Here is a 24,532-nt window from a genome sequence, read left to right on the forward strand (position 1 = left end):
GATTAGAGATTAGAGATTAGAGATTAGAGATTAGAGATTAGAGATTAGAGATTAGAGATTAGGGATTAGAGATTAGAGATTAGAGATTAGAAGATTCGGGCCTGTGGACGGCGACGTTCAAATCCCCATTCCCCAGTCCCGAATCCCGGTTGCTTAGACGCCCTGACGGGCTTCGCGCATCAACCGTTTCATGTCGCGAATGGCCTTTTCCAGACCGTCGAAGGCGGCACGGGCGATGATGGCATGACCGATGTTCAGCTCCAGCATCTCGGGGATGGCGGCTATCGGTTTGACGTTGTGATAATGCAGGCCGTGGCCACCGTTGACCTTCAAGCCCAGATCGTGAGCGTAAGAGGCGGAGGCTGAAATACGTTTCAGCTCGGCCAGTTGCTCGGCTTCATTGGGCGCATCGGCATAATGACCGGTATGGATCTCGATGTAAGGTGCACCGGTGGCCACCACCGCATCGATCTGGGCCCGATCGGCATCGATAAACAGCGACACCTTGATGCCGGCCTCGCTCAGCCGGGCAACCGCCGCGCCGACCTTGTCGAGCTGGCCGGCCACATCCAGGCCGCCTTCGGTGGTGACTTCTTCCCGCTTTTCCGGCACCAGACACACGAAAGCCGGCTTGATGCGACAGGCGATATCCAGCATTTCATCGGTGACCGCCATTTCCAGGTTCATCCGGGTTTGAATGGTCTGGCTCAGGATTTCCACGTCCCGATCGATGATATGACGCCGGTCCTCACGCAGATGCACGGTAATGCCATCCGCTCCCGCCCGTTCGGCCAGCGCCGCCGCCTGCACCGGATCCGGATAACTGGTGCCCCTGGCATTACGCAAGGTAGCAATGTGATCGATATTGACGCCTAAATACAATTCACTCACTGCGACTTCCTCTCTTTCCTTTGATAAACAGGGCTCGGCTACGCAAGGTCCGGCCGCCGAGATAGGGACCCAACGCCTGCCGACTGAAACGTTTGGCAGACACCAGCACCTCGGCACGACTCAAATCGAGCTCGGCCAGCGCATAAAGATGATCGCCCGGATAGGCACCTGGTTCATGCTTTGCCAGGGCGATAAAGCCGGATTCAGGCTGATACTGATACCACCCCTCGGGACAAACCGCCGAGCCGCTCCGGGCATCCTGGGTAAAATCGACGCCATAACCCAGTATGTTTAGCATATAAAACTCGAAATGACGCAGACAGGGCTCGATACCGTCGCCATTTGCCAGTTTTTTGAGCGTATCATGGTAGGCGTCAAACACCTCGTCGAACGGGGTCTGGGTTTCCAGCAGGTAGTAAATCAGTTCGTTGAGGTACAGGCCGCTGTACAGGGCCGTCCCCGTCAGCCGGATCGCCGGGGCGGTGGCTTCCGCATGATGCAGGTTTTTCAGCTCGCCCTTGCCGGCAAAGCCCAGTCTTAATGGCACAAAGGGCTGTAACAGCCCTTTGAGTGATGAACGTGGCTGGCGACTGCCCCTGGCCACCAGACTCTGGCGCCCCTGCTCCCGGGTAAACACCTCCACCAGCTGACTGGTTTCCCGGTAGGGCCGGCTATGAATGACGAAGGCGGCATGCGCCATGATCAGTCGTCACCATACCCCAGACTGCGCAGGGCCCGCTCGTCATCGGCCCAGCCGGACTTGACCTTGACCCACAGCTCGAGAAAGACCTTTTGCTCCAGCAGTCGCTCCAGATCCAGTCGCGCCTCGGTACCGATAATCTTGAGCTTTTCGCCCTTGTTACCAATCACCATCCGCTTCTGGCCGCTGCGCTCCACCAGGATCAGGCCGTTGATGTGCACGATACCCTGCTCGTTGACCTGGTAGCGCTCGATTTCCACCGTCACCGAATAGGGCAACTCTTCGCCCATGAAACGCATCAGCTTCTCGCGGATGATCTCCGCCGCCATGAAGCGGGACGAGCGGTCGGTGATGTAATCTTCCGGGAAGTAATGCAGGGACGGCTTCAGTCGTGAGCGGGCCAGCTTGGCGATGGTGTCCACATTGGTGCCTTTTTCCGCAGAAATCGGCACTATGTCGGCAAAGTCCATCTGTTGTGCCAGCCACTGCATATGGGGTAGCAGTTCGTCCTTGCTCTCGACGTTGTCGATCTTGTTGATCGCCAGCACCACCGGACAATCCATACGGCGCAGCTTGTTCAGCACCATCTCGTCATCGGCGGTCCATTTGGTACCTTCCACCATGAACACCACCATTTCCACGTCGCCCAGCGAACTGGAGGCGGCACGGTTCATCAAACGGTTGATGGCGCGCTTTTCCTCGATATGCAGGCCGGGAGTATCCACATAGATAGCCTGATAGGCACCTTCTGTATCGATACCCATGATGCGATGGCGCGTGGTCTGCGGCTTGCGCGAGGTAATACTGACCTTCTGCCCCAGCAGTTGGTTCAGCAGGGTCGACTTGCCCACGTTGGGGCGGCCGACGATGGCAATAAAGCCGCAATAGGTCTGTTCTTGTTCGGTCATAGCATGATATCCAGGGCGTGTTCGGCGGCAGACTGTTCGGCCTTGCGACGGCTGGTGCCAATGCCCACCACCGGCTGAGGCACACCATCAATCTGACAATGCACGGTAAATTTCTGATTGTGGGCTTCGCCGATCACGTCCACGACGGTGTAGGTTGGCAAGGGCTTGCGTTTGCCCTGCAACAACTCCTGCAGCCGGGTCTTGGGATCTTTCTGGTCGATGCCCGGCTGAATATCATTCAGACGCTCGTCATACCACGCCAGCAACAGCTGCTGTATCCGCCCGATATCCGTATCCAGATAAATGGCGCCGATCAGAGCCTCTACCGCATCGGCCAGAATAGACTCCCGCCGGTAACCGCCGCTTTTCAGCTCGCCCGGCCCCAGGATCAGATACTCTCCCAGCTCAAACTCCCGCGCCAGCTCGGCCAGGGTCTTTTCCCGCACCAGGGTGGCACGCATGCGCGACATGTCCCCTTCGTTCACCTTGGGAAAACGGTGAAACAGGGCATCGGCAATCACCATGCTGAGAATGGAATCACCCAGAAACTCCAGCCGCTCGTTATGGCGTGAGCCGGCGCTTCTGTGCGTCAGGGCGCGTACCAGCATGGCTTCATCATTGAAGGTATGGCCCAGTTTTTTTTGCAGAATATTCAATTTTTTCATTAACGAATCGCGCCTATGCGGCTGAAACGCACATCGCTCGGCACCCATGCGGGCAACCAGCTGTCGGCGTTACGTTCAAACTCAAAGCTAATCCAGATAGCCACCGCCTTGCCCACCAGGTTTTCTTCGGGCACGAAGCCCCAGAAGCGGCTGTCGGTGCTGTTGTCCCTGTTGTCACCCATGGCAAAGTAGTGCCCCTCGGGGACCACCCACTCATTCCGCGCCGTGTCCGGCTGACGGTAATACATGGATACCCGGTCGGGCAACAGCGGATTACGCAGTATGTCATGGGGCTCGTCGGTCAGACGCTCGCGGTAATGCTCGAGCGGAATGCCCATCTGGGTAAACTCACCACTTTGTTTGTATTCAAGTGCGACCGGAGCAAAGTCGGGACAAGCGTCACCGTCACAGGCCGGCTTGATAAACAGCTGCTTGTCCTGGTAAACGATGCGATCCCCGGGCAGGCCGATCACCCGCTTGATGTAATCGATACGGGTATCTTCCGGATACTTGAACACCACCACGTCGCCCCGCTCGGGCGTGCCGGTCGGAATGATCCGGGTATTGCCGACCGGCTCCTTCAGACCATAGGCAAACTTCTCCACCAGAATGAAGTCGCCCACCAGCAGGGTCGGCATCATGGAACCGGACGGTATCTGAAACGGTTCATAGATAAAGGAGCGCAGCACCAGTACCACCGCAATCACCGGGAAGATGGATCTGGCCTGTTCAATCCAGCCCGGTACCCGGGCCACCCGGGTCAGTACCGTCGCATCCACCTTGTTGCCGTGGGCCAGCTGGGCCTCGGCAATCTTGCGGGCCCGTTGTGGCGCCCAGATCCATTTATCACAAGCCCAGATGATACCGGTGACCAGCGTCACCAGCACCAGGATCAGGGCAAAAGTACTTGCCATGGTTACTTATCCTTTCCCACGTGGAGGATGGCCAGGAAGGCATCCTGGGGAATATCGACCCGCCCCAGGGACTTCATGCGCTTCTTGCCTTCTTTCTGCTTGGCCAGCAGCTTTTTCTTCCGGCTGACATCGCCGCCATAACACTTGGCGGTCACGTCCTTGCGCAGGGCCTTGACCGTGCTGCGCGAGATGATCTGGTTGCCGATGGCAGCCTGAATGGCGATATCGAACATCTGCCGCGGGATCAGCTCGCGCATTTTTTCCACCAGCTGACGACCACGATAGGGGGCGTTGTCCTTGTGGGTGATAATGGCCAGCGCATCGACCCGATCGCCGTTGATCAGGATATCCAGCCGCACCATGTCGGCAGTTTCAAAACGCTTGAAGCCATAATCCAGCGAAGCATAGCCCCGGCTACAGGACTTGAGACGATCGAAGAAGTCGAGCACCACTTCCGCCATCGGAATATCATAGCTCAGCGCCACCTGGTTACCGTGATAGACCATGTTGGTCTGCACGCCCCGTTTCTCGATACAGAGGGTGATCACGTTGCCCAGATATTCCTGCGGCACCAGAATATTACACTCGGCGATGGGCTCGCGCAGTTCCTCGATGTTGTTGGTGGGCGGCAGGTTGGACGGACTGTCGATGTGGATGGTTTCACCATCGGTCTTGACGATTTCGTACACCACGGTCGGCGCCGTGGTGATCAGATCCAGATCGTATTCCCGCTCCAGTCGCTCCTGAACGATTTCCATGTGCAGCATGCCAAGGAAACCACAGCGGAAGCCAAAGCCCAGGGCGTTGGAGGTTTCCGGCTCATAGAACAGCGAGGCATCGTTCAGCGACAGCTTGTCCAGGGCATCACGGAAGGCTTCATAGTCATCGCTGGAAATGGGGAACAGGCCCGCATAAACCTGCGGTTTGACCTTCTTGAAGCCGGGCAGCGCTTTTTCGGCACCGTGTTTGGCGTGGGTCAGGGTATCCCCCACCGGCGCGCCGTGGATTTCCTTGATGCCGCAGACGACCCAGCCCACTTCACCGCAGTTCAGGCCATCGGTGTCTTTCTGCTTGGGAGTGAAAATACCGATACGGTCCACGCCCCACACCTGACCGGTGCTCATCACCTTGATCTTGTCGTTTTTCTTCAGGTTGCCGTGCTTGATGCGCACCAGCGACACCACGCCCAGGTAGGGGTCGAACCAGGAGTCGATGATCAGCGCCTGCAGCGGTCCTTCGGGGTTGCCGACCGGCGGCGGGATTTGCTTGACGATGGTTTCCAGCACCGCATCCACCCCCAGACCGGTCTTGGCCGAGCAGCGTACCGCATCGATGGCGTCGATGCCGACGATGTCTTCTATCTCCTGTGCCACCCGCTCCGGCTCTGCCTGAGGCAGGTCGATCTTGTTCAGTACCGGCACCACTTCCAGGTCCATGTCCAGCGCCGTGTAACAGTTGGCCAGAGTCTGTGCCTCAACGCCCTGACCTGCATCCACTACCAGCAATGCGCCCTCACAGGCGGCAAGAGAACGGGATACTTCGTAAGAGAAGTCGACGTGTCCCGGGGTATCGATAAAGTTCAGCTGGTACTGTTCGCCGTCATTGGCCTGGTAGTTCAGGGTCACACTCTGGGCCTTGATGGTAATGCCACGCTCCCGCTCCAGATCCATGGAATCGAGAACCTGCTGCTGCATTTCCCGATCGGACAAACCGCCGCATACCTGGATCAGGCGATCGGACAGGGTGGACTTGCCGTGGTCTATATGAGCGATGACGGAAAAGTTACGAATATGCTTCATGATGCAATAAGGAGTCCGTAGTCTGAAAAGCGAGAGTCAAAGGCGGGATTCTACTGGATTAGCCCTACCGTGGCCAATCCTTAGTCGATATTGGCCACCGGGATCACCGGTCCGATAATCACCGGCTCGGTCTGTATCCTGCCGGAGCCTCGGGCCCGGCGGGACGCCAGCACAAACCCCGCGCTGCCGCCGATAGCCGCCCCCGCTAGGGTGCCGCCGTCGCCCAGCCCCAGTCCGATGCTCGCCAACCCGGCACCACCCAGCAGCAGCAGTAAGGGCAGCAGATACACCAGCAGGGCGCTGGTGAGCAGACTCTGTTCGGGAATGCCGATGCGAACCTGTTGATTCACGGCCAGCGGCAAGTCGGTGGCAATCACGAAACGGTGATCCCGCCCGGGCAACGCCTTCGACACCAGACCGGTACCGCAAGTACTGTTTTGCTTGCACTGACCACAGGCCGACTTGCTGAAACAAGCCACCTCCACGCCGTTCTCATGCACCGCCATGACGGTAGCGATCTCTTCAATCATGGTGTCATCCCGGGAGTAATCGACTCGGCTATCCGGCGAGCGGTGTCGGCGGGAATCGCCCCCACCACGGTAATCTCGACCCGGGCCGGATTGATCAGGCTGACCAGGTGGGTCGCTCCCTGACGCACCAGTTGCTGCTGCGCCTCGCCTCCGGTGCCGGCCTGGGCCACATAAACGGACACATCCACCAGTCCGTTGGACAACATCAGGTAATCCACCGGTTGTTCGGTCACCGGCAATTTGTGCTTATCCTGAGAGCGCAGTTCAAACCCTTCGGGCACCCAGCCTGTTTGCCAGGGCAAGCCGTGTTGAGCATTCGGGGACTGCTCCACCGCCGGCATCACCGGTGGCAGGCGGGCGGCTTTCAACTCGTGAATCAGGGCGCTAGGCTCCTCGCTGATGCGCAGGGCCACCCCCATACTCTGCTCGACGACCCCAAGCTCCGGATCCAGTGTATCCAGCTTCACTAGCAGGCCGCTTTCCTGATCCAGCCACAACACATAGCCGTAACAATGCTCCGCCCTGGGCACCAGTCGCACCACCTGCGCCACCCGCCCAAGCACTCGGCTGCGCCCGGCAAACACCGCATCGTACTGGGTCAGCAGTGGTTCCAGCGGTATTCGCTGCAAACGATAAAAAAGCCCGGGCAGGCTGGATCCTTTGAGGGTATAACCATGGTGGCTCACATCAAAAAAGCTGGTTTCGCCATCCCGCTGCACGAATTCCCGTGGCCGGCCATTGAGGTAAGTGAGGTGGGTAAGCGCCTCGCCATCGAGATGGCCGCGGGTCAGGCGCTTGGACTCAAGCTGCCCCTGACTGTATTCAACCAGCGTCAACTCGAAATTAAGTTGCCGATAAGACTGCTGCATTTGCTGCAACAAGGCTTCGGCCGATTCATTCTCGGCCACGGCAACACAGGACCATGCCCACGCAAACAACAGGGCAACCGCACGCAGTCCGTTTATTCTCAAGACGTATTACCTTCAGTTCTGGTGCAGTCGTTGCTGCAACTCGTGATCCACCAACAACTCCTGAATGCGGCGCTGTTGTTCCAGCAGGGTCTGCTCATTCGAACGGCCAGGCGACTCGAACTGATAATTCAGACTCACCGGGGCCGCCCCGCCACTCAAGGGGACCGTATTCAATACGGGAGACTGAAGATCGTTCTGACTGTATTGCTGCACCCCGACGATCACCGCCGCCGACACCGAGGCCGCCACCGCAAACTGCCCCAAATGGCGCAACATGGGGGCTACCCGGCCAAACAGCGGTCGTACCACCCCGGCTTTCTCCACCCGCGGTGCCGAAGGCGCCGGCGCCGCAATAATAGCAGGCTCGTCGGCCAGGGCCGCCGCCACCCGCTCGCTTAAATCAAGCTGCAGGTGATGTGGCAATTCATTACGCAAGGCATCGCCGTAAAAGTGATAACGGCCGAAGGTGTCGGACAGCTCACGATCGTTGCCAAGCTGCTCCAGCAAGGCACTATCCTGAATTTCTCCATCAACCAGTGCCGAGATGTGCTCTTTGTTAGCCATAACAGTTGTTCTCCGTTCAACCCTGAAGTAACGGCTGGACCCGCTTGTCGATCGCCTCGCGCGCCCGAAAAATGCGGGAGCGAACCGTTCCGACCGGACAGTCCATCACGTTGGCAATTTCCTCGTAGCTCATCCCTTCCATCTCTCGCAAGGTAATCGCCGTTTTGAGATCTTCCGGAAGTGCATCAATGGTTTCGAATATCGCCCGCTTGATCTCTTCCGACAACACCAGGTGTTCCGGTGACGCCAGCTCTTTCAGACCATCGCCGCCGTCGTAATATTCCGCATCGTCAATTTCAACATCGCTGCCCGGAGGACGTCGGCGCTGGGCCACCAGATAATTCTTCGCCGTGTTCACCGCGATCCGGTACAGCCAGGTAAAAAAGGCGCTCTCGCCCCGGAATCCGGGCAAGGCCCGGTACGCCTTGATAAAAGCCTCTTGCGTCACATCCGGTACGTCTCCTGGGTTAGACACATACCGAGACACCAGGTTCGCCACTTTATGTTGATATTTTTTTACCAGCAGGCTGTACGCATTTTTATCGCCGCGCTGGACCCGTTCAACCAGCTGCTGGTCCGTTGAATTATCGCTCATGCGAGCCGCGTAACCTCCGATTAATCCGGTATTTGCCACACCGGCCCGTAACAAGCGCACCTAAATAGACTACCGGTGCGGAGAAAAGTTCTGAACTCATTTGAGAAATGTGATTCCGGCTGCGCCTGCGCCCAGCTTGGGATAACATAGAAAAATTATCCATTCTGGGCTCATGATACTTTATGAAGGATCCCGTTGAATACCTCTGCGACGTACTCATCATTGGCAGCGGTGCCGCTGGCCTGTCACTCGCGCTGAAACTGGCCGATCACGCCAGGGTTCATGTGCTCAGCAAAGGCCCGCTGGCCGAAGGGTCGACGCTCTATGCCCAAGGTGGCATTGCCGCCGTATTCGATGAAACCGACAGCATTGAATCCCACGTTGCCGACACCCTGATCGCCGGGGCCGGGCTCTGTGATGAAGCCGTGGTGCAACTGACGGCCAGCAACGCCCCCGACGCCATTCAATGGCTGATTGGCCAGGGTGTGCCCTTCGATACCGAAGAGTCTGCTCAGGGTGAGTCTTCTTATCACCTGACCCGAGAAGGCGGCCACAGTCACCGACGCATCTTCCACGCCGCCGATGCGACCGGGCGGGCGGTACAGATGACGCTGACCGAACAGGTACAGCAGCATCCCAACATCCATATTCTGGAGCGGGTCAATGCCCTGGATCTGATCACCAGCGCCAAACTGGGGCTGCCCGGAAACCGGGTGCTGGGGGCCTATGTCTGGAACCGCAACAAGGAACGGGTGGAAACGGTACGAGCCCGCTTTATCGCCATGGCCACCGGTGGCGCCTCCAAGGTCTATCAGTATACCTCCAACCCGGATGTCAGCTCCGGCGACGGTATTGCCATGGCATGGCGCGCCGGTTGCCGGGTGGCCAACATGGAATTCAACCAGTTTCACCCTACCAGCCTGTTCCACCCGGCAGACAACAATTTTCTGCTGAGCGAGGCACTGCGGGGCGAAGGCGCGCTGCTCAAACGTCCCGACGGCAGCCGCTTCATGCCCGATTATGACGAACGAGGCGAACTGGCCCCTCGTGACATCGTGGCCCGCGCCATCGACCATGAAATGAAGCGTCTCGGCGCCGAGTGCATGTATCTGGACATCAGCCACCAGCCGGCGGACTTCATCCTCAAGCACTTCCCCACCATTTATGAGCGCTGTCTCAAGGTCGGCATCGACATCACCCGGCAACCGATGCCGGTGGTGCCGGCGGCCCATTATACCTGTGGTGGTGTTATGGTGGATCAGCAGGGGTGCACCGATATCGAGGGCCTCTACGCCATCGGCGAGGTGTCCTATACCGGACTGCATGGCGCCAACCGCATGGCCTCCAATTCCTTGCTGGAGTGTATTGTCTTTGCCCGCGCCGCCGGCGAAGACATACTGGACAAACTGGCGGACACACCGGTACCGCCGGTATTGCCGTTATGGGATGAAAGCCAGGTCGCCAACTCGGATGAAGAAGTGGTGATCCACCACAACTGGCATGAGCTGCGGCTGTTCATGTGGGACTACGTCGGCATCGTCCGCTCCAACAAGCGGCTGGAGCGCGCCAAGCGCCGTATCGACCTGCTGCAACAGGAAATTCAGGAGTACTACGCCAACTTCCGGGTCAGCAACAACCTGCTGGAACTGCGCAACCTGGTACAGGTGGCGGAGTTGATCGTGCGCTCGGCGATGGAACGCAAGGAATCCCGCGGTCTGCATTACACTCTGGATTACCCCGAGCAGCTGGCGGACCCCAAGCCGACCATCATGGTCCCGAGCAACTATATGGTCAGGAAAGCAACCCGCTAGCTGGCCAGCAGCACCCGCTGCGACAGGCGCCGGAACACCGTATCCGGCACCGCATCCTGAAACAGCCACAGCGGCGGCCAGGGATCGCCTTCCAGCACCAGCAACAAAAAGCCGGGTCCGGCCCGGCTGTATCGCGACAGGACGCCGCTACGCCCGTTCAGACTGAGCACCCCGTTGTTGTATTCTCCCTGCGGCCGGTAAGCCGCACTCTGGCGCCACAGCACTATCGACACCAGCAGCCAGCCGGGGACAAACCAGAACAGGCGATCCGCGGCCAGCAACAGTACGGCGGGCAACCACAAGCAGGTCGCCGCCGCCAGCAGATAACAACGATGCAGCCGGGAGGGCTCAGCGTTGATTGCGAATCTGGTTACGCTCAAGAATATGTTCCACCATGGCCTGAAACTCGGCATTTTTGGAACGCTCATGCCCCATGAACCAGGCGAACAGGTCAGGATCATCGCACTCCAGCAGATGCCGGAATACCACTTTATGTGCTTCACTCAGCCCATCGTATTCGTGCTCGACAAAGGGGGCCAGGATCACGTCCAGTTCCAGCATGCCACGACGGCAGGCCCAGATCAGACGGGGTTTATCGGAAATATTGAGCATGATGGCTTCCAGAAAAATAAAACAAAGCTCATGTTATAAGGTCGAATCAATACTGACAAATGTGTTGGCCATCTTTACCATGAAGGTCACACTAACTGATTGATAGCTAACAAAGGGAGTGCCCGTGTTGACTCTTGCTTCTTCTCCCATGCTTTACCCCCTCGGCGACAGGGGCGTGATCGGCCTGACCGGTGCAGACAGAACCAAATATCTGCAGGGACAGGTCACCTGTGACGTAAACAGGCTGAATGCCGGCGACGCCACACCGGGTGGCCACTGCGACAGCAAAGGCAAGCTGTGGGCGCCGTTCTGGCTGGCCAACCTGGGCGAACAGCTGCTGCTGGTGCTCAACCAGTCACTGCTCGCACGCCAGTTGCCGGAGCTGAAAAAATTCGCGGTGTTTGCCAACACCGAGGTGGAGGACGTCACCGCACACTGGCAGGTCTTTGGCCTGGCCGGCGAAGGTCTGTCCCACTGGCTCAATAATCATGTCGGCGACGGCAACCTGTGGCAAGGTGGCATCGTGATACCGGTGGCGGCCGAACATGCACTGCTGCTGCTGCCGCTGGACGCCGAGGTACCCGAACTCCCGCGCGGCAGCGAGCAGGAATGGCAGGGGCTGATGATCCATGCCGGCCTGCCCGACATGGAGGCCGAGCATCAGGGGGAATATATTCCGCAGATGCTCAACCTGCAGGCCATCGGTGGCATCAGTTTCACCAAGGGCTGCTACATGGGCCAGGAAACCGTGGCCCGCGCCAAATACCGGGGCGCCAACAAGAAAGCGATGTTTATACTGGCCGGCACCGCCTCGGACAGCATCGCCGCCAATCAGGATCTGGAGCTGCAACTGGGCGATAACTGGCGCCGGGCCGGCACCGTGCTCAGTGTCTGGCAGCAGGATGGCGACTGCCTGCTGACGGCGGTGCTGAACAAGGATCTGGAGGCCGACGCGGTATTCCGCCTCAAGGGGCAGGATGACAGCCGCCTCACTCTGCAACCCCTGCCTTACGATCTGGTGGACTGAGCACCAATCGCCGCCTCCTTTAACCAGGCGGCGGCCTTGCCCAGGGGCCGCTGCTTGTGCCAGATAAGTTCCAGTGCCACCGGCCAGTCATGATCGTCAAATGCCAGCGCAGGCGAGACCAGATAACCATTATCCAGTGCGCCAGCCACCACATGTTCGGGCACAAAGGCCCAGCCCAGATTGCGCTGCACCAGTTCAACAATGACCCAGTGGCTTTCAACCCACCAGACATCGGCCGCCACCCGTAACCGCACCTTTTCTTCACTGTCGTTACGGGTCGCCACCATCAGTTGCCGATAGCGCTTTAGCTCTTCCCACCCCACCTGCTGACGAGCCAGATCATGCTCTGGCGCGCAGACAACTTTCAACGGCACCCAGCCCAACGCATGAAAATTCAGTGCCGAAGGCAGAATTTCCTGACGCCACATAATGCCCAGATCGACCCGCTCTTCCAGCACCATGCGGCTGACATCCTCCATCAGCGGAAACAGCAGCTCCAGCTCCACACTGGGAAAACGGCGGGCAAACTCGTCCATCAGGGCTCCCAGCTGCTCCAGGGGATACAGTTCATCAACCGCCAGTACCAGCCGGCTCTCCACTCCTTCGCCCAGGCTTTTGGCGACCCCGCGAAAGTGCTCGCAGCGCTCGAGTATCACCCGCGCCTCCACCAGTAGCCGCTCCCCGGCCGGCGTCAGGCGGGGATAGCGGCCGCTACGCAAAAACAGGCTGTTGCCCAGATCGATTTCCAGGTTGGACACGGCGGTGCTGATCACCGACTGCACCTTGCCCAATCGGCGGGCGGCGGCAGAAAAAGAGCCGGTCTCCACGGTCGCCACAAAGGCCTGCAACTGCTCCAATGAGAAACTCATCTATCTATAAATCCGATACATTCCAACTTTGATACAGGATATTAGCAGATAGAATCAGCCTCTCAGACGATAAAATCAGCAAGGAATCTTCATGCGCACCACCAAAGATCGAATTCGCCACACCCTGGGTTTTGAGGTGATAGGTCTGCTTATCTTCGCCCCGCTGGCCAGCTGGGTATTCGGCTTCGACCTCCACCTGATGGGTGTCATGGCGGTGGTCGGTTCCATCATCGCCACCCTGTGGAACTATGTCTACAACCTGCTGTTCGATCACGCCATGCTGAGACTGCGCGGTGATGTGCGCAAAACAGTCCCGTTGCGAGTGTTCCACGCCCTGCTGTTCGAGGGGGGTCTGCTGCTGCTGTTCATGCCGATGATCGCCTGGTACCTGGGAATCACCCTGTGGGAGGCCTTCATGATGGATATCGCCATGGCCACCTTTTATCTGATCTATGCCTTCGTCTACAACCTGATCTACGACCAGGTTTTCCCTATCCCCCAGCCGACCCGGGCCGTTCAGAAATAGAAAAACGCTCTCGCAATAACGGCAACCCAAAGGTTGCCGTTATTGCGAACAGGTTCGGAAAGGGCTCAGCGAGAGAACGCCAGATCCCGCAGGAACAGCGCGAGCGAGGGGAAAAGGATTAACAGCGACGACACCATCACCAGGATCAGCACAAAGGGCAGCGAGCCACGTACCACATCCATGTACCGACGCCGAAACACCGCCACCGCGGTAAAAATATTGCAGCCAAAGGGCGGTGTGACGGCACCGATGGCCACCTGCAAGGTGATGATGACGCCGACCAGTACCTTGTCCAGTTCCAGACGATCAATCTCGGGCAGAAAGATGGGCACCATGATCAGGATGACCACGATGGAGTCGACGAACATGCAGCCGACGAAGAAGGCGATGGAGATGGCCAGCAACAGGCCGAACTCATTCGCCTCATTCAGCCCCAGTCCCGCCATGATGGCCTGAGGGATCTGGGCGAAGGAAATCACCCAGGAAAAGGCGCTGCCTGTCGCCACCAGAATGAAGACCACGGCGGTAATCACGCCGGTGGACTTGGCAATGTCCAGTACATCCTTCACTTTCAGTTCCCGGAACAGCCCCACCTCAAGCAACAGCGCATAGAGTACACAGACCGAAGCGGCTTCGGTCGGGCTGAAAATGCCGCCGTAAATACCGACTATCACTATGATGGGGAAACCCAACGGCCAGATGGCATCCCGGGTTGTCTTGAGCCGCTCGGCCAGAGTCGCCTTGGCTACCGTCGGCACCTCGTTCCTGATGGCAAAAAACACCGAATAGATGGAAAACAGTACCAGGATAAGCAGGCCGGGGGCGATACCGGCAATGAAGAGTTCGGAAATGGAGGTCTGTGCGATACCGCCATAAATGATCATGCCGATACTCGGCGGGATCAGCAGCGCAATGCCACTGGCACTGATGATCAACGACAACGAGAACGAATCCTTATAGCCATTCTGGATCAGCTTGGGATGCAAGGGGGAGCCCACCGCCACCACGGTGGCCTGGGTAGAGCCCGATACCGCGCCGAACATGGTGCAGGCCGCCGCGGTACTGACCGCAAGGCCCCCCTTGTAGTGCCCGATATAAGCCATCACCATGTCAATCAGCCTGGTCGCCGAGCGCCCCTTGGTCATGATATCCGCCGCCAGGATAAACATCGGAACCGCAATCAGGGAAGCGGGACGGATCCCGGCAAACATCTGCTGGATCATGAACTGGGAATTGCCGAAGCCGTTGAACTGCACGTAAAAGCCAATCAGTGTCGCGACCATCATCGGTACCATCATCGGGAAACCGAACAACAGCAACACCACCATGGCCGTCAGCATCAAGGAGGTCATATCCATATTAAAATCCCTAAATTTCCGCCATGGATTCATACTCTTCGCTAGTGACATCACTGGCCAAGAAAATGGCTTTGTTGCTCAGGTTTTTTATCCCGGCTACAAAGTACTCAAACCCGGTAATAAACAGACTGACCGGCACCCACAGGTAAATGCTGTACACCGGTATTTGCAAGGCAGGCAGTACCTGGCCACGGGGAGCCACCCACTGTATGTATTGCACCGAAAAGTAACAGATAGTGAAAATACAGGCGGAGGTGACAAAGGTAATGATGACCATCAGGAACTTCTGAAACCGCTTGGGCAGGGCATCAAAAATGGCCGTCATTCTGATATGGCTGCCATGCCTGGCCGCAAAACTGGTACCGGCAAAGGTCACCAGAATAATCAGAATGCTGTTTACCTCTTCCGCAAAGAACAGGCCCTGATTGAACAGGACACGACCAATCACATTGGCAATATTGTTGGTGGCCATCAACAGCACGCTGGCAATCAGGATGGCACCTTCCACCCTGTTGATGACGCCAATACCATAACGATAGCCTGAGCGGATCAGGCCGGGAGACGAGTGAGTCATCCGCAGCTCCTAAGAGAGAGAAACACCAGGGTGGTGCCGAGCCGGGGCCGGCACCACCTGTGCCGTTACTTGCCTGTTGCTTCCAGCAGATCCGCACTCATCTGATCGAGCACCGCTTTACCGGAGTCGCCGGTCATGGCGACAAAGCGCTCCTTGACCGGCGCAGAAGCGGTACGGAACAGCTCCCGCTGTTGCTCGTCGAGGGAAACAAACTGCATGTCCGGTTTTGCCGCATTTATCTTGGCGATAGAGTCATTTTCCAGACCTTCCCGGTATTGCAGGATATAGTCGGTCGCCTCGGCCGTTGCCTTCTGGATCAGCATCTGATCCTGTTCGGACAAGCCGTCATAGAAGGCTTTATTGGCCATGACCGCGGTGGTAAAGATGTTATGGCCGATATCGGTAATGACGTCGGTTACTTCATACGTCTTGGTGGATTCGATGTAGAACATCGGGTTTTCCTGGCCCTGAATCATCTTGGTCTGCAAGGCACCAAACACCTCCCCCCAGGGCAGCGGAGTGGGGACGGCACCAAACGACTTGTAGGTTTCCACCAGCAATGGCGAGGTCATTACCCGGATCTTGACCCCATTCAGTTCCTCGGGCGAGGTAAAGGGCTTCTGGGTAGTGATATGTACCCGACCTTCCGGGAACATGCTCAGCAGCTCCAGCCCCTTGTCGGCATACAGTTGGGGAAAATGCTCGTTGATCACCTTGGAGTGCTTGAAAAAGTAGTCGAGTTCGCTCGGCTTCTCGGGCAGCACGTACGGCATCAGAAAAACCTGCGCCTCGGGGATCAGGCTGCCGGTAAAGCCGGGAGACTGATCGACAAACTGCAGAATTCCCGCCTGAGCCTGCTCCATGACATCCACCGACTCCCCTAGGGTACCGAAGGGATAAATCTGCACTTTGTGAGCCGAGTTGGCTTCGATTACGTCCTTGAACTTGGTGGCATACACCCCCTGAACTTCGTTCAGGCTTTCTTCAATCGCATATTTCCAGTTAGCGGCACTCGCCGGCACAGCTGCCAGCGCCAGCGCCACGGCAGAAAGACGGAAGGTCATGCCCAGTGCTTGCTTGCTCATATCAGTAATCCCTCTGATGGTCGATTCCACATAAAAAAAGATTCATGTCGCTCATCGAGCGCTCAGTTCGATGAATCCAGCTACGATGCTTCCTGAAGATTCATCGTAACGATGCCATGACAGCGTTACTGTACCGGACAATGCCGGAACTTTTTTTTGTGTAAACGACACCAGAGTGACGACTTCTTCTGTTATTCGCCTTCACAACAGAAAATGTGTAGGCGGAGGGGGGGCGTTCAGCATATCGGCCAAAAACTGCAGCCCACGCCTGAGCCGGGAGCGACTGCTTTCGCAACCCAGGCTGAGGCGTACCCGACCCGGTTTGCATTCTGCATCCACCACAAAGGGCTGGTAACCGGTAATCAGTATATTGGCCTGACGCGCCGAGCCCAGCAGCTCTTCGCCCCCCCAGCCCGGGGGCAACTGCAACCACAGATGCATGCCGTTCGGATGGCTGTCGTATTCGAACCCGGCCAGTATCTCCCTGGCCAGCTGCTGTCTGGCCGCAAATTCCTGTTGCTGATATTCAATCAGCCGGGCCAGGGTGCCATTCAGAATCCACTGGCTGGTGACCTCAAATCCCAGTGGCGTGGCCATCCAGCTCGATGCCGCCAGCTGAGCCAGCGAATGCTGCAGCAAGTGCCGCGGCACCACCACAAAGCCGCAGCGCAGACCCGGAGCCACCGTCTTGGTCAGGCTGGTCACGTAAAATGCCTGATCCGGCAACAGGCTGGACAGGGGCGGCAGGCGCTCCGGTTCCAGGGCACCGTAAACATCGTCCTCGATCACCATCAGCTGATAATGCCGTACCAGCTCGGCGATCGCCTGACGCCGCTCCAGGCTCATATGACTGCTCGACGGGTTGCTCATGCTGGGGGTGCAACACAACACCTTGATTTTCTTCTTGCGGCAGGCATCTTCCAGCGCAGCGGGAATAATCCCTTCCCGATCGGTCGCCAGACCACATAATCGGACATTGAGCATACGCGAACGGGCGATCAGGCCGTGATCCACCAGCTCTTCGCAGGCCACCAGATCCCCGGGCTGCAACAGGGCGCCCATTGCCAGCATCAGGCCATGGGACGCCCCGTTGCAGAGCAGGATCCGCTCCGGTTCCACCGGAATCTTCTGCAACCCGAGCCACTGAGCGGCCGCCTCCAGGTGCGGCCGCTGCCCCTGTACCGGCCGCATGTGCCGGATTAAATGCTCGGTATTGCCCTGACCGATCCGCACCAGAGCTTCCCCAAACAACCGACTGAGTTCAGGGGTACAGATGGGGTGTGCGATAGACAGGTCGATGACCCGGCCCTCGGTGTCCTTGTCGTCGATCAGCATCAGCTTGGTTTTCTTGTCGGCACCGTAATCGCTGACAAAAGTGCCACTGCCGACGCAGGCCGAAATCAGGCCCAGTTTCTCCGCGTGGGCATAGGCATTGCTGACCGTTTGTACGCTGACCCCTAACTGCTCGGCCAGCATTCGGTGGGTTGGTAAACGGCTACCGGGCAGTAATTCTCCGCGGGCAATCGCCTCCTCCAGCGCCTTCGCAATGGCCAGATACTTGGGCATTTCCGTGTTCAGTAAAAGTTCAATGCTAATTGTCATAGTTCAATAATCTTATTGACATGAATAAATATGCTGGTGTGTACTGATAAAAGCAGCAACACGTTAGGACAATGATCACCGTCAATCCAGTCTTTCGGAGGATTGTCATGATTAAAGGGACTAATTGTACTACCTAGGCGCTATCGGCTTACGGGCCTGACGAGATAATACTCATGGACAAACACAGCCTGAACACCATCCAGCTTCATCCGGACGCCGCTCTGCCACGGATGCTGACGCATATCTCCTGGTTCCCTCGAACGCAAGGCCAGCACCGGCTCGATCGCTGATTAGCGGTTGAGTCTGCGGCTGCCTGCCGCGGGCTCAACCGCTAACCCCCACAAGCAACACCACAGTCCAACACCGACTGCTTGCCTCCGGGCCGGCAGGGGTTGGCGGTCTTGATCATCAGCTACAGAGATACTTTATATGCATAACCATGTCCCTAATTTCTCTATCGAGGAATACCAGCAGCGCCTGGCCAAAGTGCGTGCCGCCATGGACCGGCACGAAATCCAGACCCTGATCGTGCATGATCCGTCCAATATCGCCTGGATAACCGGCTATGACGGCTGGTCCTTCTACACCCCTCAGGTGGTGGTGGTCGGCATGAGCGGCGAGCCCATCTGGTACGGCCGACAGATGGATTCTAACGGCGCCAAACGGACAGTCTATCTGCAGGAAGAGAATATTACCTGGTACCCGGATCATTATGTGATGAACCCGCCGCTGCATGCCATGGAATATCTGGCCAACCAGATCCTCAAGCCCCGCGACTGGGCCTACGGCAACATCGGCATCGAGATGGATAACTACTACTTCAGCCCTACCGCCTATCTGGCGTTGCTGGAAAACCTGCCCGATGCCAAACTGGTGGACGCCACCGCACTGGTCAACTGGTGTCGGGCGGTCAAGTCCGAGACGGAACTCAGATACATGCGTATCGCCGCACGTATCGTGGAAAACATGCATCAGGCCGCCTTCGACATGATCGAGCCCGGTCTGCCCAAGAACCGGCTGGTGGCCGAAATATACCGGGTCGCGATGGAAGGGCATGATGGCCATTACGGCGATTATCCGGCCATCGTGCCCATGCTGCCCTCCGGCAAGGACGCCTCTGCGCCGCACCTGACCTGGGACGAGCGCCCCTTCAACAATAACGAAGGCACCTTCTTCGAAATTGCCGGCTGCCACCGGCGCTATCATTGCCCCATGTCGCGCACCATCTATCTGGGACAGCCCAGCGATGAGTTCCTGCGCGCCGAAGAGGCCCTCAACATGGGATTGGAAGCGGGCCTGGCTGCCGCCAAACCCGGCAACCGCTGCGCCGATATTGCCGACGCCCTCAACTCCACCCTGGCGGAGTTCGGCTTCGACCGGGAAGGCGCCCGCTGTGGCTACCCCATCGGGTTGAGCTATCCGCCGGACTGGGGCGAGCGCACCATGAGCCTGCGTAATACCGATCAGACCATACTGGAACCGGGCATGACCTTCCACTTCATGCCGGGGCTATGGCTGGATAACTGGGGCATGGAAACCACCGAAAGTATCGTAATCACCGAGAGCGGCGTAGAAACCCTGTGCAACTATCCGCGCCAACTGTTTGTGAAGAGGTAACAGACATGCAGGAAACCACCATCTCCGCCACGCTGGACTTTGAGCAGGACGGCAAGCAGCATGGCTTTCTGAAGCTACCCTACTCCAGCGATCATTCCGCCTGGGGCTGCATCATGATCCCGGTAACGGTCGTGAAAAACGGCACCGGCCCTACCGCCCTGCTGACCGGTGGCAACCATGGAGACGAGTACGAGGGCATCACCGCCCTGCTCAAGCTGGCCAACAATCTGGAACCGGAGCAGATACAGGGCAGGGTGATCATCATCCCGGCGATGAATTACCCGGCCGTACAAAATGGCAGCCGTACGTCCCCCATCGATCAGGGCAACATGAACCGCAGTTTCCCCGGCCACCCGGCGGGCAGCATGACCGAGCGTATCGCCGACTATTTCAGCCGCTATCTGGTGCCGTTGTGCGACTACGCCCTCGACATTCACTCCGGTGGCAGAACCCTGGACTTCATTCCCTTTTCCGCCGCTCACCGGCTGCCGAACCCGGGCCAGGAAGCCGCCTGCATCGAAGGCGCCAGGCTGTTCGGTACCCCCAACGTGGTGGTGATGTTCGAACTGGACACCGCCTCCCTGTACGACACCGCGGTGGAATCCCAGGGCAAGGTATTCGTCACCACCGAACTGTGTGGCGGCGGCACCAGCACTCCCGAGAGCATCGCCCTGGCCGATCGGGGGGTACATAATTTCCTGCTGTTCGCCGGCATTACCCGAGGCGATTATCAGTTGCCCGACACCCCGCCACGGCTACTGGATATGCCCGACGGTTCCTGCTATATGATGAGTGAGCACAAGGGCCTGCTGGAACTGTGCGTCTCGCTCGGCGATGAACTGAAAAAAGGGGATCTGGTGGCCCGCATTCACACGCTGGAACGCACCGGGCAACCACCGGTAGAATACCGCGCCAGGCGAGATGGGATCCTGGCCGGCCGACGTCATCCGGCGCTGGTGGATATCGGTGACACCTTCGCGGTACTGGCCATCGAAATGAATGCGTAAAGTAAGGCGAGCCACCTCACACACCGCGGTGGCGTTGCCCCTCCGGCCGGGGATCTGGTACGGTAATGACCATCATAAGAACAAGATAACTATTTGATTTAAAATGGCTACTGGTGACAACTGGTAGCCTTTTGCATTCCGAATTCATCACTTTCACCATAATCAGGCAGGTGGCAAGCATGCGACTGGATCGCTACGACATCAAAATTCTGCATATCCTGCACCAGCAGGGACGCATCACCAAATCCGGCCTGGCCGAGGCCATCAGCCTCTCGATCAGTCCCTGCTGGGAACGGGTAAAACGGCTGGAAGATGCGGGTATCATCCAGGGCTACGGCGCCCGCATCAATAGCGAAATTCTGTTCAGGCGCTCGCCGGTACTGGTTGAAGTCAGCCTCAAGCAGCACAGCGCCGAGGCCTTTCACCGTTTCGAGCAGGCCATGCTCCGCTGCGAGGAAGTCGTGGACTGCTACGCCACCGGCGGCGGCGTGGATTATATTCTGCGGGTCATGTGCGACGGCATCGATCAGTACCAGCGACTGATCGACAGCTGGCTGGAGTCGGAGCTCGGCATCGAGCGCTACTTTACCTATATCGTCACCAAGACCATCAAGCAGCAAGTATCCAAACTGGAATTCTCCCCCTCCGTCCTGGCATAACCGGGAGCGGCGATGAAGCTACCCGGCCACTCGCCCTCCCCCAGAAAAAAACCGTTTTTTTCACCCCTGTTATAAGAAAGATCACGCCATTAAAAACGTGGCAACAAAAAGTATCTCCCCGCCCGCCCCTCTAGAATGACCTCATAGCAACAACCCGTACTCACACAATGCAACTGGTGGTGTTTATGAGCCTTTCCCTCAAACCAATATCCGACAGCAAAGTCACCGAAGCCATCATGCCTTACCTCAAGGATCCCCGGCTGGTACGCGAGCTGGCTTACGTCAACGGAAAATGGGTCAATGGCAACAGCGATGTCGCCGTGCTCAATCCGGCCACCGATGACATCATCGGCCACTGCACCCAGCTGCAGCCACTGCAGATCAGTCATGCCATCGATGTCGCCGATCAGGCCTTTCCGGCCTGGCGTGCCCTGATGGCCGACGAGCGGGCTGCTATCCTGATGCGCTGGCACGATCTGATCCTGGAACACAAGGAAGACCTGGCCATCCTGATGGTGCTGGAGCAGGGCAAGTCACTGAGTGACGCCCGCGGCGAAGTCGATTACGGCGCCTCCTTCATCCGCTGGTTTGCGGAAGAAGGCCGCCGCGCCTACGGCGAAACCATTCCCAGCCATATCCCCAACGCCCAGCTGGCCACCCTGCGCGAACCCATCGGGGTCGCGGCGCTAATCACGCCCTGGAACTTCCCCAGTGCGATGATCACCCGCAAGGCCGCCGCGGCTCTCGCCATCGGCTGTACCGTGCTGGTCAAGCCGGCCAACGAGACCCCGTTCTCGGCCCTGGCGCTGGCCGAGCTGGCCGAGCGGGCCGGCTTCCCGGCCGGCGTCTACAACGTGATCACCGGCGATGGTGCCGAAGTCTGCAGCGTATTGTGCCAGTCCGACAAGGTAAAAGCCCTGTCCTTCACCGGCTCGACCCGGGTCGGCAAGCTGCTGCTGGAACAGGCCGCCGCCACCGTCAAGAAATGCTCCATGGAGCTGGGTGGCAACGCGCCCTTTATCGTCCTGCCCGACATGGACATAGCGGCGGCCGCCAGGGCGGCGGTGGATGCCAAATTCCAGACCGCCGGGCAAGACTGCCTGGCCGCCAACCGCATCTTCGTGCCGCGTGCCAGGTACGAGGCTTTCCTCGAGGCCTTCGCCGCCGAGATGGCCAGCATCAAGGTCGGCAACGGTTTCGATGACGGCGTCACCATGGGCCCGCTGATCTTCCGTCAGGCGGTGAGCAAGGCCCAAGAAATCGTCGACGACGCCATCGCCAAAGGCGCCCGGCTGATTGCCGGCGACCAGAGCCAGGCGCCTGGTCCCAATTTCTTCATGCCCACCCTGCTGGCCGACGTGACGCCGCAGATGAAGGTGTTCCGCGAGGAAAATTTCTGTCCGGTGGCCGGGGTGCTGCCCTATGACAGCATCGATGAGCTGATCCCCCAGGCCAACGATACCGAGTACGGTCTCGCCGCCTATGTCTACGGCCACGATATTCGTCATATCTGGCAGCTGATGCGCGGCCTGGAGTTCGGCATGGTGTCGGTCAACTCGGTGAAAATGACCGGCCACGGCATCCCCTTCGGCGGCGTCAAGCAGTCGGGACTGGGCCGGGAAGGTAGCCGCCACGGTTTCGACGAATACAGCCAGATCAAATATTACTGCCTGGGTGCCATGCCCACTGTCAGCGGTAGCTGAGCCCGGGCCGAACAAACATCACAGCAACTGATCGCATTAATGCAGGAGTAACGACCATGACCATCGATACCAGAAAATTGCTCGAAATAGACCGCAATACCGTATTCCATGCCTCAACCCACCTCAAGCAATATGCCAATGGGGACATCGGCGGCCGCATCATCACCGGCGCCCAGGGTATTCGTATCCAGGATTCCGAAGGCGTGGAGCTGGTGGATGCCTTCGCCGGCCTGTATTGCGTGAACATCGGCTATGGTCGCACCGAAATGGCCGAAGCCATCTACGAACAGGCCAAGAAGCTGGCCTACTACCACACCTATGTGGGCCACACCAACGAGGCGCTGATCGAGCTGTCCGACCGCATCATCAAGATGGCCCCCGCCGGCATGAGCAAGGTGTACTACGGCATGTCCGGCAGTGATGCCAACGAAACCCAGCTCAAGCTGGTGTGGTACTACAACAATGCCCGTGGCCTGCCCCAGAAGAAAAAGGTGATCTCACGGGATCGCGGCTACCACGGTTCCAGCATCGCCTCCGGCTCCATGACCGGCCTGCCGCTGTTCCATGCCCATTTCGACCTGCCGCTGGAGCGCATCAAGCACACCATAGCGCCGGTTTACTACCGTCGTGAAGACGACAACATGAGCGAGCTGGAATTCTCCAAATACTGCGCCGCCAAGCTGGAAGAGATGATCCTGGCCGAAGGTCCGGATACGGTCGCCGCCATGATCGGTGAGCCGGTACTGGGCACCGGTGGCATAGTGCCGCCACCCGAGGGCTACTGGGCCGAGATCCGCAAGGTACTGGACAAGTACGACATCCTGCTGATCGCCGACGAAGTGGTCTGTGGCTTCGGTCGCCTGGGTTCCGACTTCGGCTCCATCCACTACGACATGAAGCCGGATCTGATCACCGTGGCCAAGGGCCTGACCTCCGCCTACCAGCCGCTGTCCGGCGTGATCGTGGGCGAGAAGGTGTGGAGCGTGCTGGAGCAGGGTACCGATCAGTGGGGCGCCATCGGTCATGGCTACACCTACTCGGGTCACCCCATCGGCGCCGCCTCTGCCCTGTGCAATCTGGACATCATCGCGCGCGAGAACCTGGTGGGTAATGCCCGTGACACCGGCGCCTATCTGCAGCAGCGCATGCGTGAAAGCTTTGCCGATCACCCGCTGGTGGGCGAGAGCCGCGGTGTGGGCCTGCTGCACGCCCTGGAGTTCTCCAGCAACAAGGCCAAACGCGAGCACTTCGATCCCAACCTCAAGGTGGGTCCGCAAATCGCCGCCGCCTGTCTGGAGCAGGGCCTGATCGCCCGCGCCATGCCCCACGGCGACATCCTGGGCTTTGCCCCGCCGCTGGTGGTCACCCGCAATGAAGTGGACGATATCGTAGAGCGGACCGTCCGGGCCGTGAACAAGGTCACCGACAAGCTGATCAGCAGCGGCGACTGGAACGCCAAATAAGGCGAAGCCTGTCGCTCCGGTGACAATATTGCAATAAAAAATCGCAATAAACAGGCCAGGATCGCATCGATCCTGGCTTTTG

The 24,532-nt window shown here is 58.4% G+C and carries 25 protein-coding genes; 8 read left to right on the forward strand and 17 right to left on the reverse strand.

The features are described from left to right. Nucleotides 1–153: 153 nt before the first annotated feature. The 10 genes from pdxJ to rpoE all read right to left on the reverse strand — a co-directional run bounded on the left by pdxJ (nucleotide 154) and on the right by rpoE (nucleotide 8,537). Nucleotides 154–891: a pyridoxine 5'-phosphate synthase gene (pdxJ, locus tag BFR47_RS10400; protein WP_071473010.1), complete on the reverse strand. Its 738-nt coding sequence runs from the start codon at nucleotides 889–891 to the stop codon at nucleotides 154–156. After that, on the reverse strand, nucleotides 884–1,591 hold the full coding sequence (gene recO, locus BFR47_RS10405) for a DNA repair protein RecO (RefSeq protein WP_071473011.1): 708 nt from the start codon (nucleotides 1,589–1,591) through the stop codon (nucleotides 884–886). The genes pdxJ and recO overlap by 8 nt, the downstream gene beginning before the upstream one ends. 2 nt (nucleotides 1,592–1,593) lie before the next feature. Then, nucleotides 1,594–2,499 carry a GTPase Era gene (gene era / locus BFR47_RS10410; protein WP_071473012.1) on the reverse strand — a complete coding sequence of 302 codons (906 nt, stop codon included), beginning with the start codon at nucleotides 2,497–2,499 and terminating at the stop codon, nucleotides 1,594–1,596. After that, complete coding sequence (gene rnc, locus BFR47_RS10415; RefSeq protein ID WP_071473013.1) at nucleotides 2,496–3,164, reverse strand: ribonuclease III; 669 nt, start codon at nucleotides 3,162–3,164, stop codon at nucleotides 2,496–2,498. The genes era and rnc overlap by 4 nt, the downstream gene beginning before the upstream one ends. Next, on the reverse strand, nucleotides 3,164–4,078 hold the full coding sequence (gene lepB, locus BFR47_RS10420; RefSeq protein ID WP_071473014.1) for a signal peptidase I: 915 nt from the start codon (nucleotides 4,076–4,078) through the stop codon (nucleotides 3,164–3,166). The genes rnc and lepB overlap by 1 nt, the downstream gene beginning before the upstream one ends. A gap of 2 nt (nucleotides 4,079–4,080) precedes the next feature. Continuing rightward, nucleotides 4,081–5,877, reverse strand: a complete 1,797-nt coding sequence (lepA, locus tag BFR47_RS10425) for a translation elongation factor 4 (RefSeq protein WP_071473015.1) — start codon at nucleotides 5,875–5,877, stop codon at nucleotides 4,081–4,083. Between the two features lie 80 nt (nucleotides 5,878–5,957). Then, the gene (locus tag BFR47_RS10430; protein WP_071473016.1) at nucleotides 5,958–6,407 is read right to left on the reverse strand and encodes a SoxR reducing system RseC family protein; all 450 of its coding nucleotides are present in this window, start codon (nucleotides 6,405–6,407) and stop codon (nucleotides 5,958–5,960) included. Beyond that, nucleotides 6,404–7,378 carry a MucB/RseB C-terminal domain-containing protein gene (locus tag BFR47_RS10435; protein ID WP_245748883.1) on the reverse strand — a complete coding sequence of 325 codons (975 nt, stop codon included), beginning with the start codon at nucleotides 7,376–7,378 and terminating at the stop codon, nucleotides 6,404–6,406. The genes BFR47_RS10430 and BFR47_RS10435 overlap by 4 nt, the downstream gene beginning before the upstream one ends. 12 nt (nucleotides 7,379–7,390) lie before the next feature. Next, nucleotides 7,391–7,942 carry a sigma-E factor negative regulatory protein gene (locus BFR47_RS10440; RefSeq protein ID WP_071473017.1) on the reverse strand — a complete coding sequence of 184 codons (552 nt, stop codon included), beginning with the start codon at nucleotides 7,940–7,942 and terminating at the stop codon, nucleotides 7,391–7,393. A gap of 16 nt (nucleotides 7,943–7,958) precedes the next feature. Further along, on the reverse strand, nucleotides 7,959–8,537 hold the full coding sequence (gene rpoE, locus BFR47_RS10445) for an RNA polymerase sigma factor RpoE (RefSeq protein ID WP_071473018.1): 579 nt from the start codon (nucleotides 8,535–8,537) through the stop codon (nucleotides 7,959–7,961). Nucleotides 8,538–8,719: 182 nt separating this feature from the next. Between rpoE and nadB the strand changes: the two genes are divergently transcribed. Then, nucleotides 8,720–10,348 (forward strand): L-aspartate oxidase, encoded by a 1,629-nt coding sequence (gene nadB, locus BFR47_RS10450; protein ID WP_071473019.1) that lies wholly within the window; start codon nucleotides 8,720–8,722, stop codon nucleotides 10,346–10,348. On the opposite strand, the gene BFR47_RS10455 is transcribed toward nadB, so the two are convergent. Continuing rightward, entirely contained in the window at nucleotides 10,345–10,728 is a 384-nt protein-coding gene (locus BFR47_RS10455; RefSeq protein WP_071473020.1) for a protein YgfX, read from the reverse strand. The two genes, nadB and BFR47_RS10455, sit on opposite strands and share 4 nt — an antisense overlap. Beyond that, entirely contained in the window at nucleotides 10,697–10,960 is a 264-nt protein-coding gene (locus tag BFR47_RS10460; RefSeq protein ID WP_071473021.1) for an FAD assembly factor SdhE, read from the reverse strand. The genes BFR47_RS10455 and BFR47_RS10460 overlap by 32 nt, the downstream gene beginning before the upstream one ends. Nucleotides 10,961–11,078: 118 nt before the next feature. Here BFR47_RS10460 and ygfZ point away from each other — a divergent pair, with 118 nt between their 5' ends. Then, complete coding sequence (gene ygfZ, locus BFR47_RS10465; RefSeq protein ID WP_071473022.1) at nucleotides 11,079–11,987, forward strand: CAF17-like 4Fe-4S cluster assembly/insertion protein YgfZ; 909 nt, start codon at nucleotides 11,079–11,081, stop codon at nucleotides 11,985–11,987. Here ygfZ and BFR47_RS10470 read toward each other — a convergent pair. Then, a complete protein-coding gene (locus BFR47_RS10470) occupies nucleotides 11,969–12,856 on the reverse strand; it encodes a LysR family transcriptional regulator (protein ID WP_071473023.1) in 888 nt (295 codons plus the stop codon). The genes ygfZ and BFR47_RS10470 overlap by 19 nt on opposite strands. Before the next feature lie 91 nt (nucleotides 12,857–12,947). Here BFR47_RS10470 and BFR47_RS10475 point away from each other — a divergent pair, with 91 nt between their 5' ends. Next, a complete protein-coding gene (locus tag BFR47_RS10475) occupies nucleotides 12,948–13,382 on the forward strand; it encodes a PACE efflux transporter (RefSeq protein WP_071473024.1) in 435 nt (144 codons plus the stop codon). Between the two features lie 65 nt (nucleotides 13,383–13,447). Here BFR47_RS10475 and BFR47_RS10480 read toward each other — a convergent pair whose 3' ends face one another. From BFR47_RS10480 to ehuR, 4 genes are all read right to left on the reverse strand, one after another. Continuing rightward, nucleotides 13,448–14,740: a TRAP transporter large permease gene (locus tag BFR47_RS10480; protein WP_245748884.1), complete on the reverse strand. Its 1,293-nt coding sequence runs from the start codon at nucleotides 14,738–14,740 to the stop codon at nucleotides 13,448–13,450. 10 nt (nucleotides 14,741–14,750) lie between these two features. Then, nucleotides 14,751–15,314: a TRAP transporter small permease gene (locus BFR47_RS10485; RefSeq protein WP_071473025.1), complete on the reverse strand. Its 564-nt coding sequence runs from the start codon at nucleotides 15,312–15,314 to the stop codon at nucleotides 14,751–14,753. A gap of 65 nt (nucleotides 15,315–15,379) precedes the next feature. Continuing rightward, nucleotides 15,380–16,399: a TRAP transporter substrate-binding protein DctP gene (gene dctP, locus BFR47_RS10490; protein ID WP_071473026.1), complete on the reverse strand. Its 1,020-nt coding sequence runs from the start codon at nucleotides 16,397–16,399 to the stop codon at nucleotides 15,380–15,382. Nucleotides 16,400–16,600: 201 nt separating this feature from the next. Then, nucleotides 16,601–17,965, reverse strand: a complete 1,365-nt coding sequence (gene ehuR, locus BFR47_RS10495; protein WP_217645525.1) for a MocR-like ectoine utilization transcription factor EhuR — start codon at nucleotides 17,963–17,965, stop codon at nucleotides 16,601–16,603. A 465-nt stretch (nucleotides 17,966–18,430) separates the two neighbouring features. Between ehuR and doeA the strand changes: the two genes are divergently transcribed. The 5 genes from doeA to BFR47_RS10520 all read left to right on the forward strand — a co-directional run bounded on the left by doeA (nucleotide 18,431) and on the right by BFR47_RS10520 (nucleotide 24,450). Beyond that, nucleotides 18,431–19,618, forward strand: a complete 1,188-nt coding sequence (gene doeA / locus BFR47_RS10500) for an ectoine hydrolase DoeA (RefSeq protein ID WP_071473027.1) — start codon at nucleotides 18,431–18,433, stop codon at nucleotides 19,616–19,618. Between the two features lie 5 nt (nucleotides 19,619–19,623). Next, complete coding sequence (gene doeB, locus BFR47_RS10505) at nucleotides 19,624–20,625, forward strand: N(2)-acetyl-L-2,4-diaminobutanoate deacetylase DoeB (protein WP_071473028.1); 1,002 nt, start codon at nucleotides 19,624–19,626, stop codon at nucleotides 20,623–20,625. Nucleotides 20,626–20,804: 179 nt separating this feature from the next. Next, nucleotides 20,805–21,284: an Lrp/AsnC family transcriptional regulator gene (locus BFR47_RS10510; RefSeq protein ID WP_071473040.1), complete on the forward strand. Its 480-nt coding sequence runs from the start codon at nucleotides 20,805–20,807 to the stop codon at nucleotides 21,282–21,284. 185 nt (nucleotides 21,285–21,469) lie between these two features. Continuing rightward, nucleotides 21,470–22,987, forward strand: coding sequence for an NAD-dependent succinate-semialdehyde dehydrogenase (locus tag BFR47_RS10515; protein WP_071473041.1), 1,518 nt, complete (start codon nucleotides 21,470–21,472; stop codon nucleotides 22,985–22,987). A gap of 56 nt (nucleotides 22,988–23,043) precedes the next feature. Continuing rightward, nucleotides 23,044–24,450, forward strand: coding sequence for an aspartate aminotransferase family protein (locus tag BFR47_RS10520; protein WP_071473029.1), 1,407 nt, complete (start codon nucleotides 23,044–23,046; stop codon nucleotides 24,448–24,450). The last annotated feature ends 82 nt before the right edge of the window (nucleotides 24,451–24,532 follow it).

The organism is Oceanisphaera psychrotolerans (assembly GCF_001870485.1).
Classification (GTDB): domain Bacteria; phylum Pseudomonadota; class Gammaproteobacteria; order Enterobacterales; family Aeromonadaceae; genus Oceanimonas; species Oceanimonas psychrotolerans.

Coding starts and splice junctions, on each gene's coding strand:
- recO (WP_071473011.1), bottom strand. CDS start 1,591: ATGGCGCATGCCGCCTTCGTCATTCATAGCCGGCCCTACCGGGAAACC.
- era (WP_071473012.1), bottom strand. CDS start 2,499: ATGACCGAACAAGAACAGACCTATTGCGGCTTTATTGCCATCGTCGGC.
- rnc (WP_071473013.1), bottom strand. CDS start 3,164: ATGAAAAAATTGAATATTCTGCAAAAAAAACTGGGCCATACCTTCAAT.
- lepB (WP_071473014.1), bottom strand. CDS start 4,078: ATGGCAAGTACTTTTGCCCTGATCCTGGTGCTGGTGACGCTGGTCACC.
- lepA (WP_071473015.1), bottom strand. CDS start 5,877: ATGAAGCATATTCGTAACTTTTCCGTCATCGCTCATATAGACCACGGC.
- BFR47_RS10430 (WP_071473016.1), bottom strand. CDS start 6,407: ATGATTGAAGAGATCGCTACCGTCATGGCGGTGCATGAGAACGGCGTG.
- BFR47_RS10440 (WP_071473017.1), bottom strand. CDS start 7,942: ATGGCTAACAAAGAGCACATCTCGGCACTGGTTGATGGAGAAATTCAG.
- rpoE (WP_071473018.1), bottom strand. CDS start 8,537: ATGAGCGATAATTCAACGGACCAGCAGCTGGTTGAACGGGTCCAGCGC.
- nadB (WP_071473019.1), top strand. CDS start 8,720: ATGAAGGATCCCGTTGAATACCTCTGCGACGTACTCATCATTGGCAGC.
- BFR47_RS10460 (WP_071473021.1), bottom strand. CDS start 10,960: ATGCTCAATATTTCCGATAAACCCCGTCTGATCTGGGCCTGCCGTCGT.
- BFR47_RS10470 (WP_071473023.1), bottom strand. CDS start 12,856: ATGAGTTTCTCATTGGAGCAGTTGCAGGCCTTTGTGGCGACCGTGGAG.
- BFR47_RS10475 (WP_071473024.1), top strand. CDS start 12,948: ATGCGCACCACCAAAGATCGAATTCGCCACACCCTGGGTTTTGAGGTG.
- BFR47_RS10480 (WP_245748884.1), bottom strand. CDS start 14,740: ATGGATATGACCTCCTTGATGCTGACGGCCATGGTGGTGTTGCTGTTG.
- BFR47_RS10485 (WP_071473025.1), bottom strand. CDS start 15,314: ATGACTCACTCGTCTCCCGGCCTGATCCGCTCAGGCTATCGTTATGGT.
- dctP (WP_071473026.1), bottom strand. CDS start 16,399: ATGAGCAAGCAAGCACTGGGCATGACCTTCCGTCTTTCTGCCGTGGCG.
- ehuR (WP_217645525.1), bottom strand. CDS start 17,965: ATGCCCAAGTATCTGGCCATTGCGAAGGCGCTGGAGGAGGCGATTGCC.
- doeA (WP_071473027.1), top strand. CDS start 18,431: ATGCATAACCATGTCCCTAATTTCTCTATCGAGGAATACCAGCAGCGC.
- doeB (WP_071473028.1), top strand. CDS start 19,624: ATGCAGGAAACCACCATCTCCGCCACGCTGGACTTTGAGCAGGACGGC.
- BFR47_RS10510 (WP_071473040.1), top strand. CDS start 20,805: ATGCGACTGGATCGCTACGACATCAAAATTCTGCATATCCTGCACCAG.
- BFR47_RS10515 (WP_071473041.1), top strand. CDS start 21,470: ATGAGCCTTTCCCTCAAACCAATATCCGACAGCAAAGTCACCGAAGCC.
- BFR47_RS10520 (WP_071473029.1), top strand. CDS start 23,044: ATGACCATCGATACCAGAAAATTGCTCGAAATAGACCGCAATACCGTA.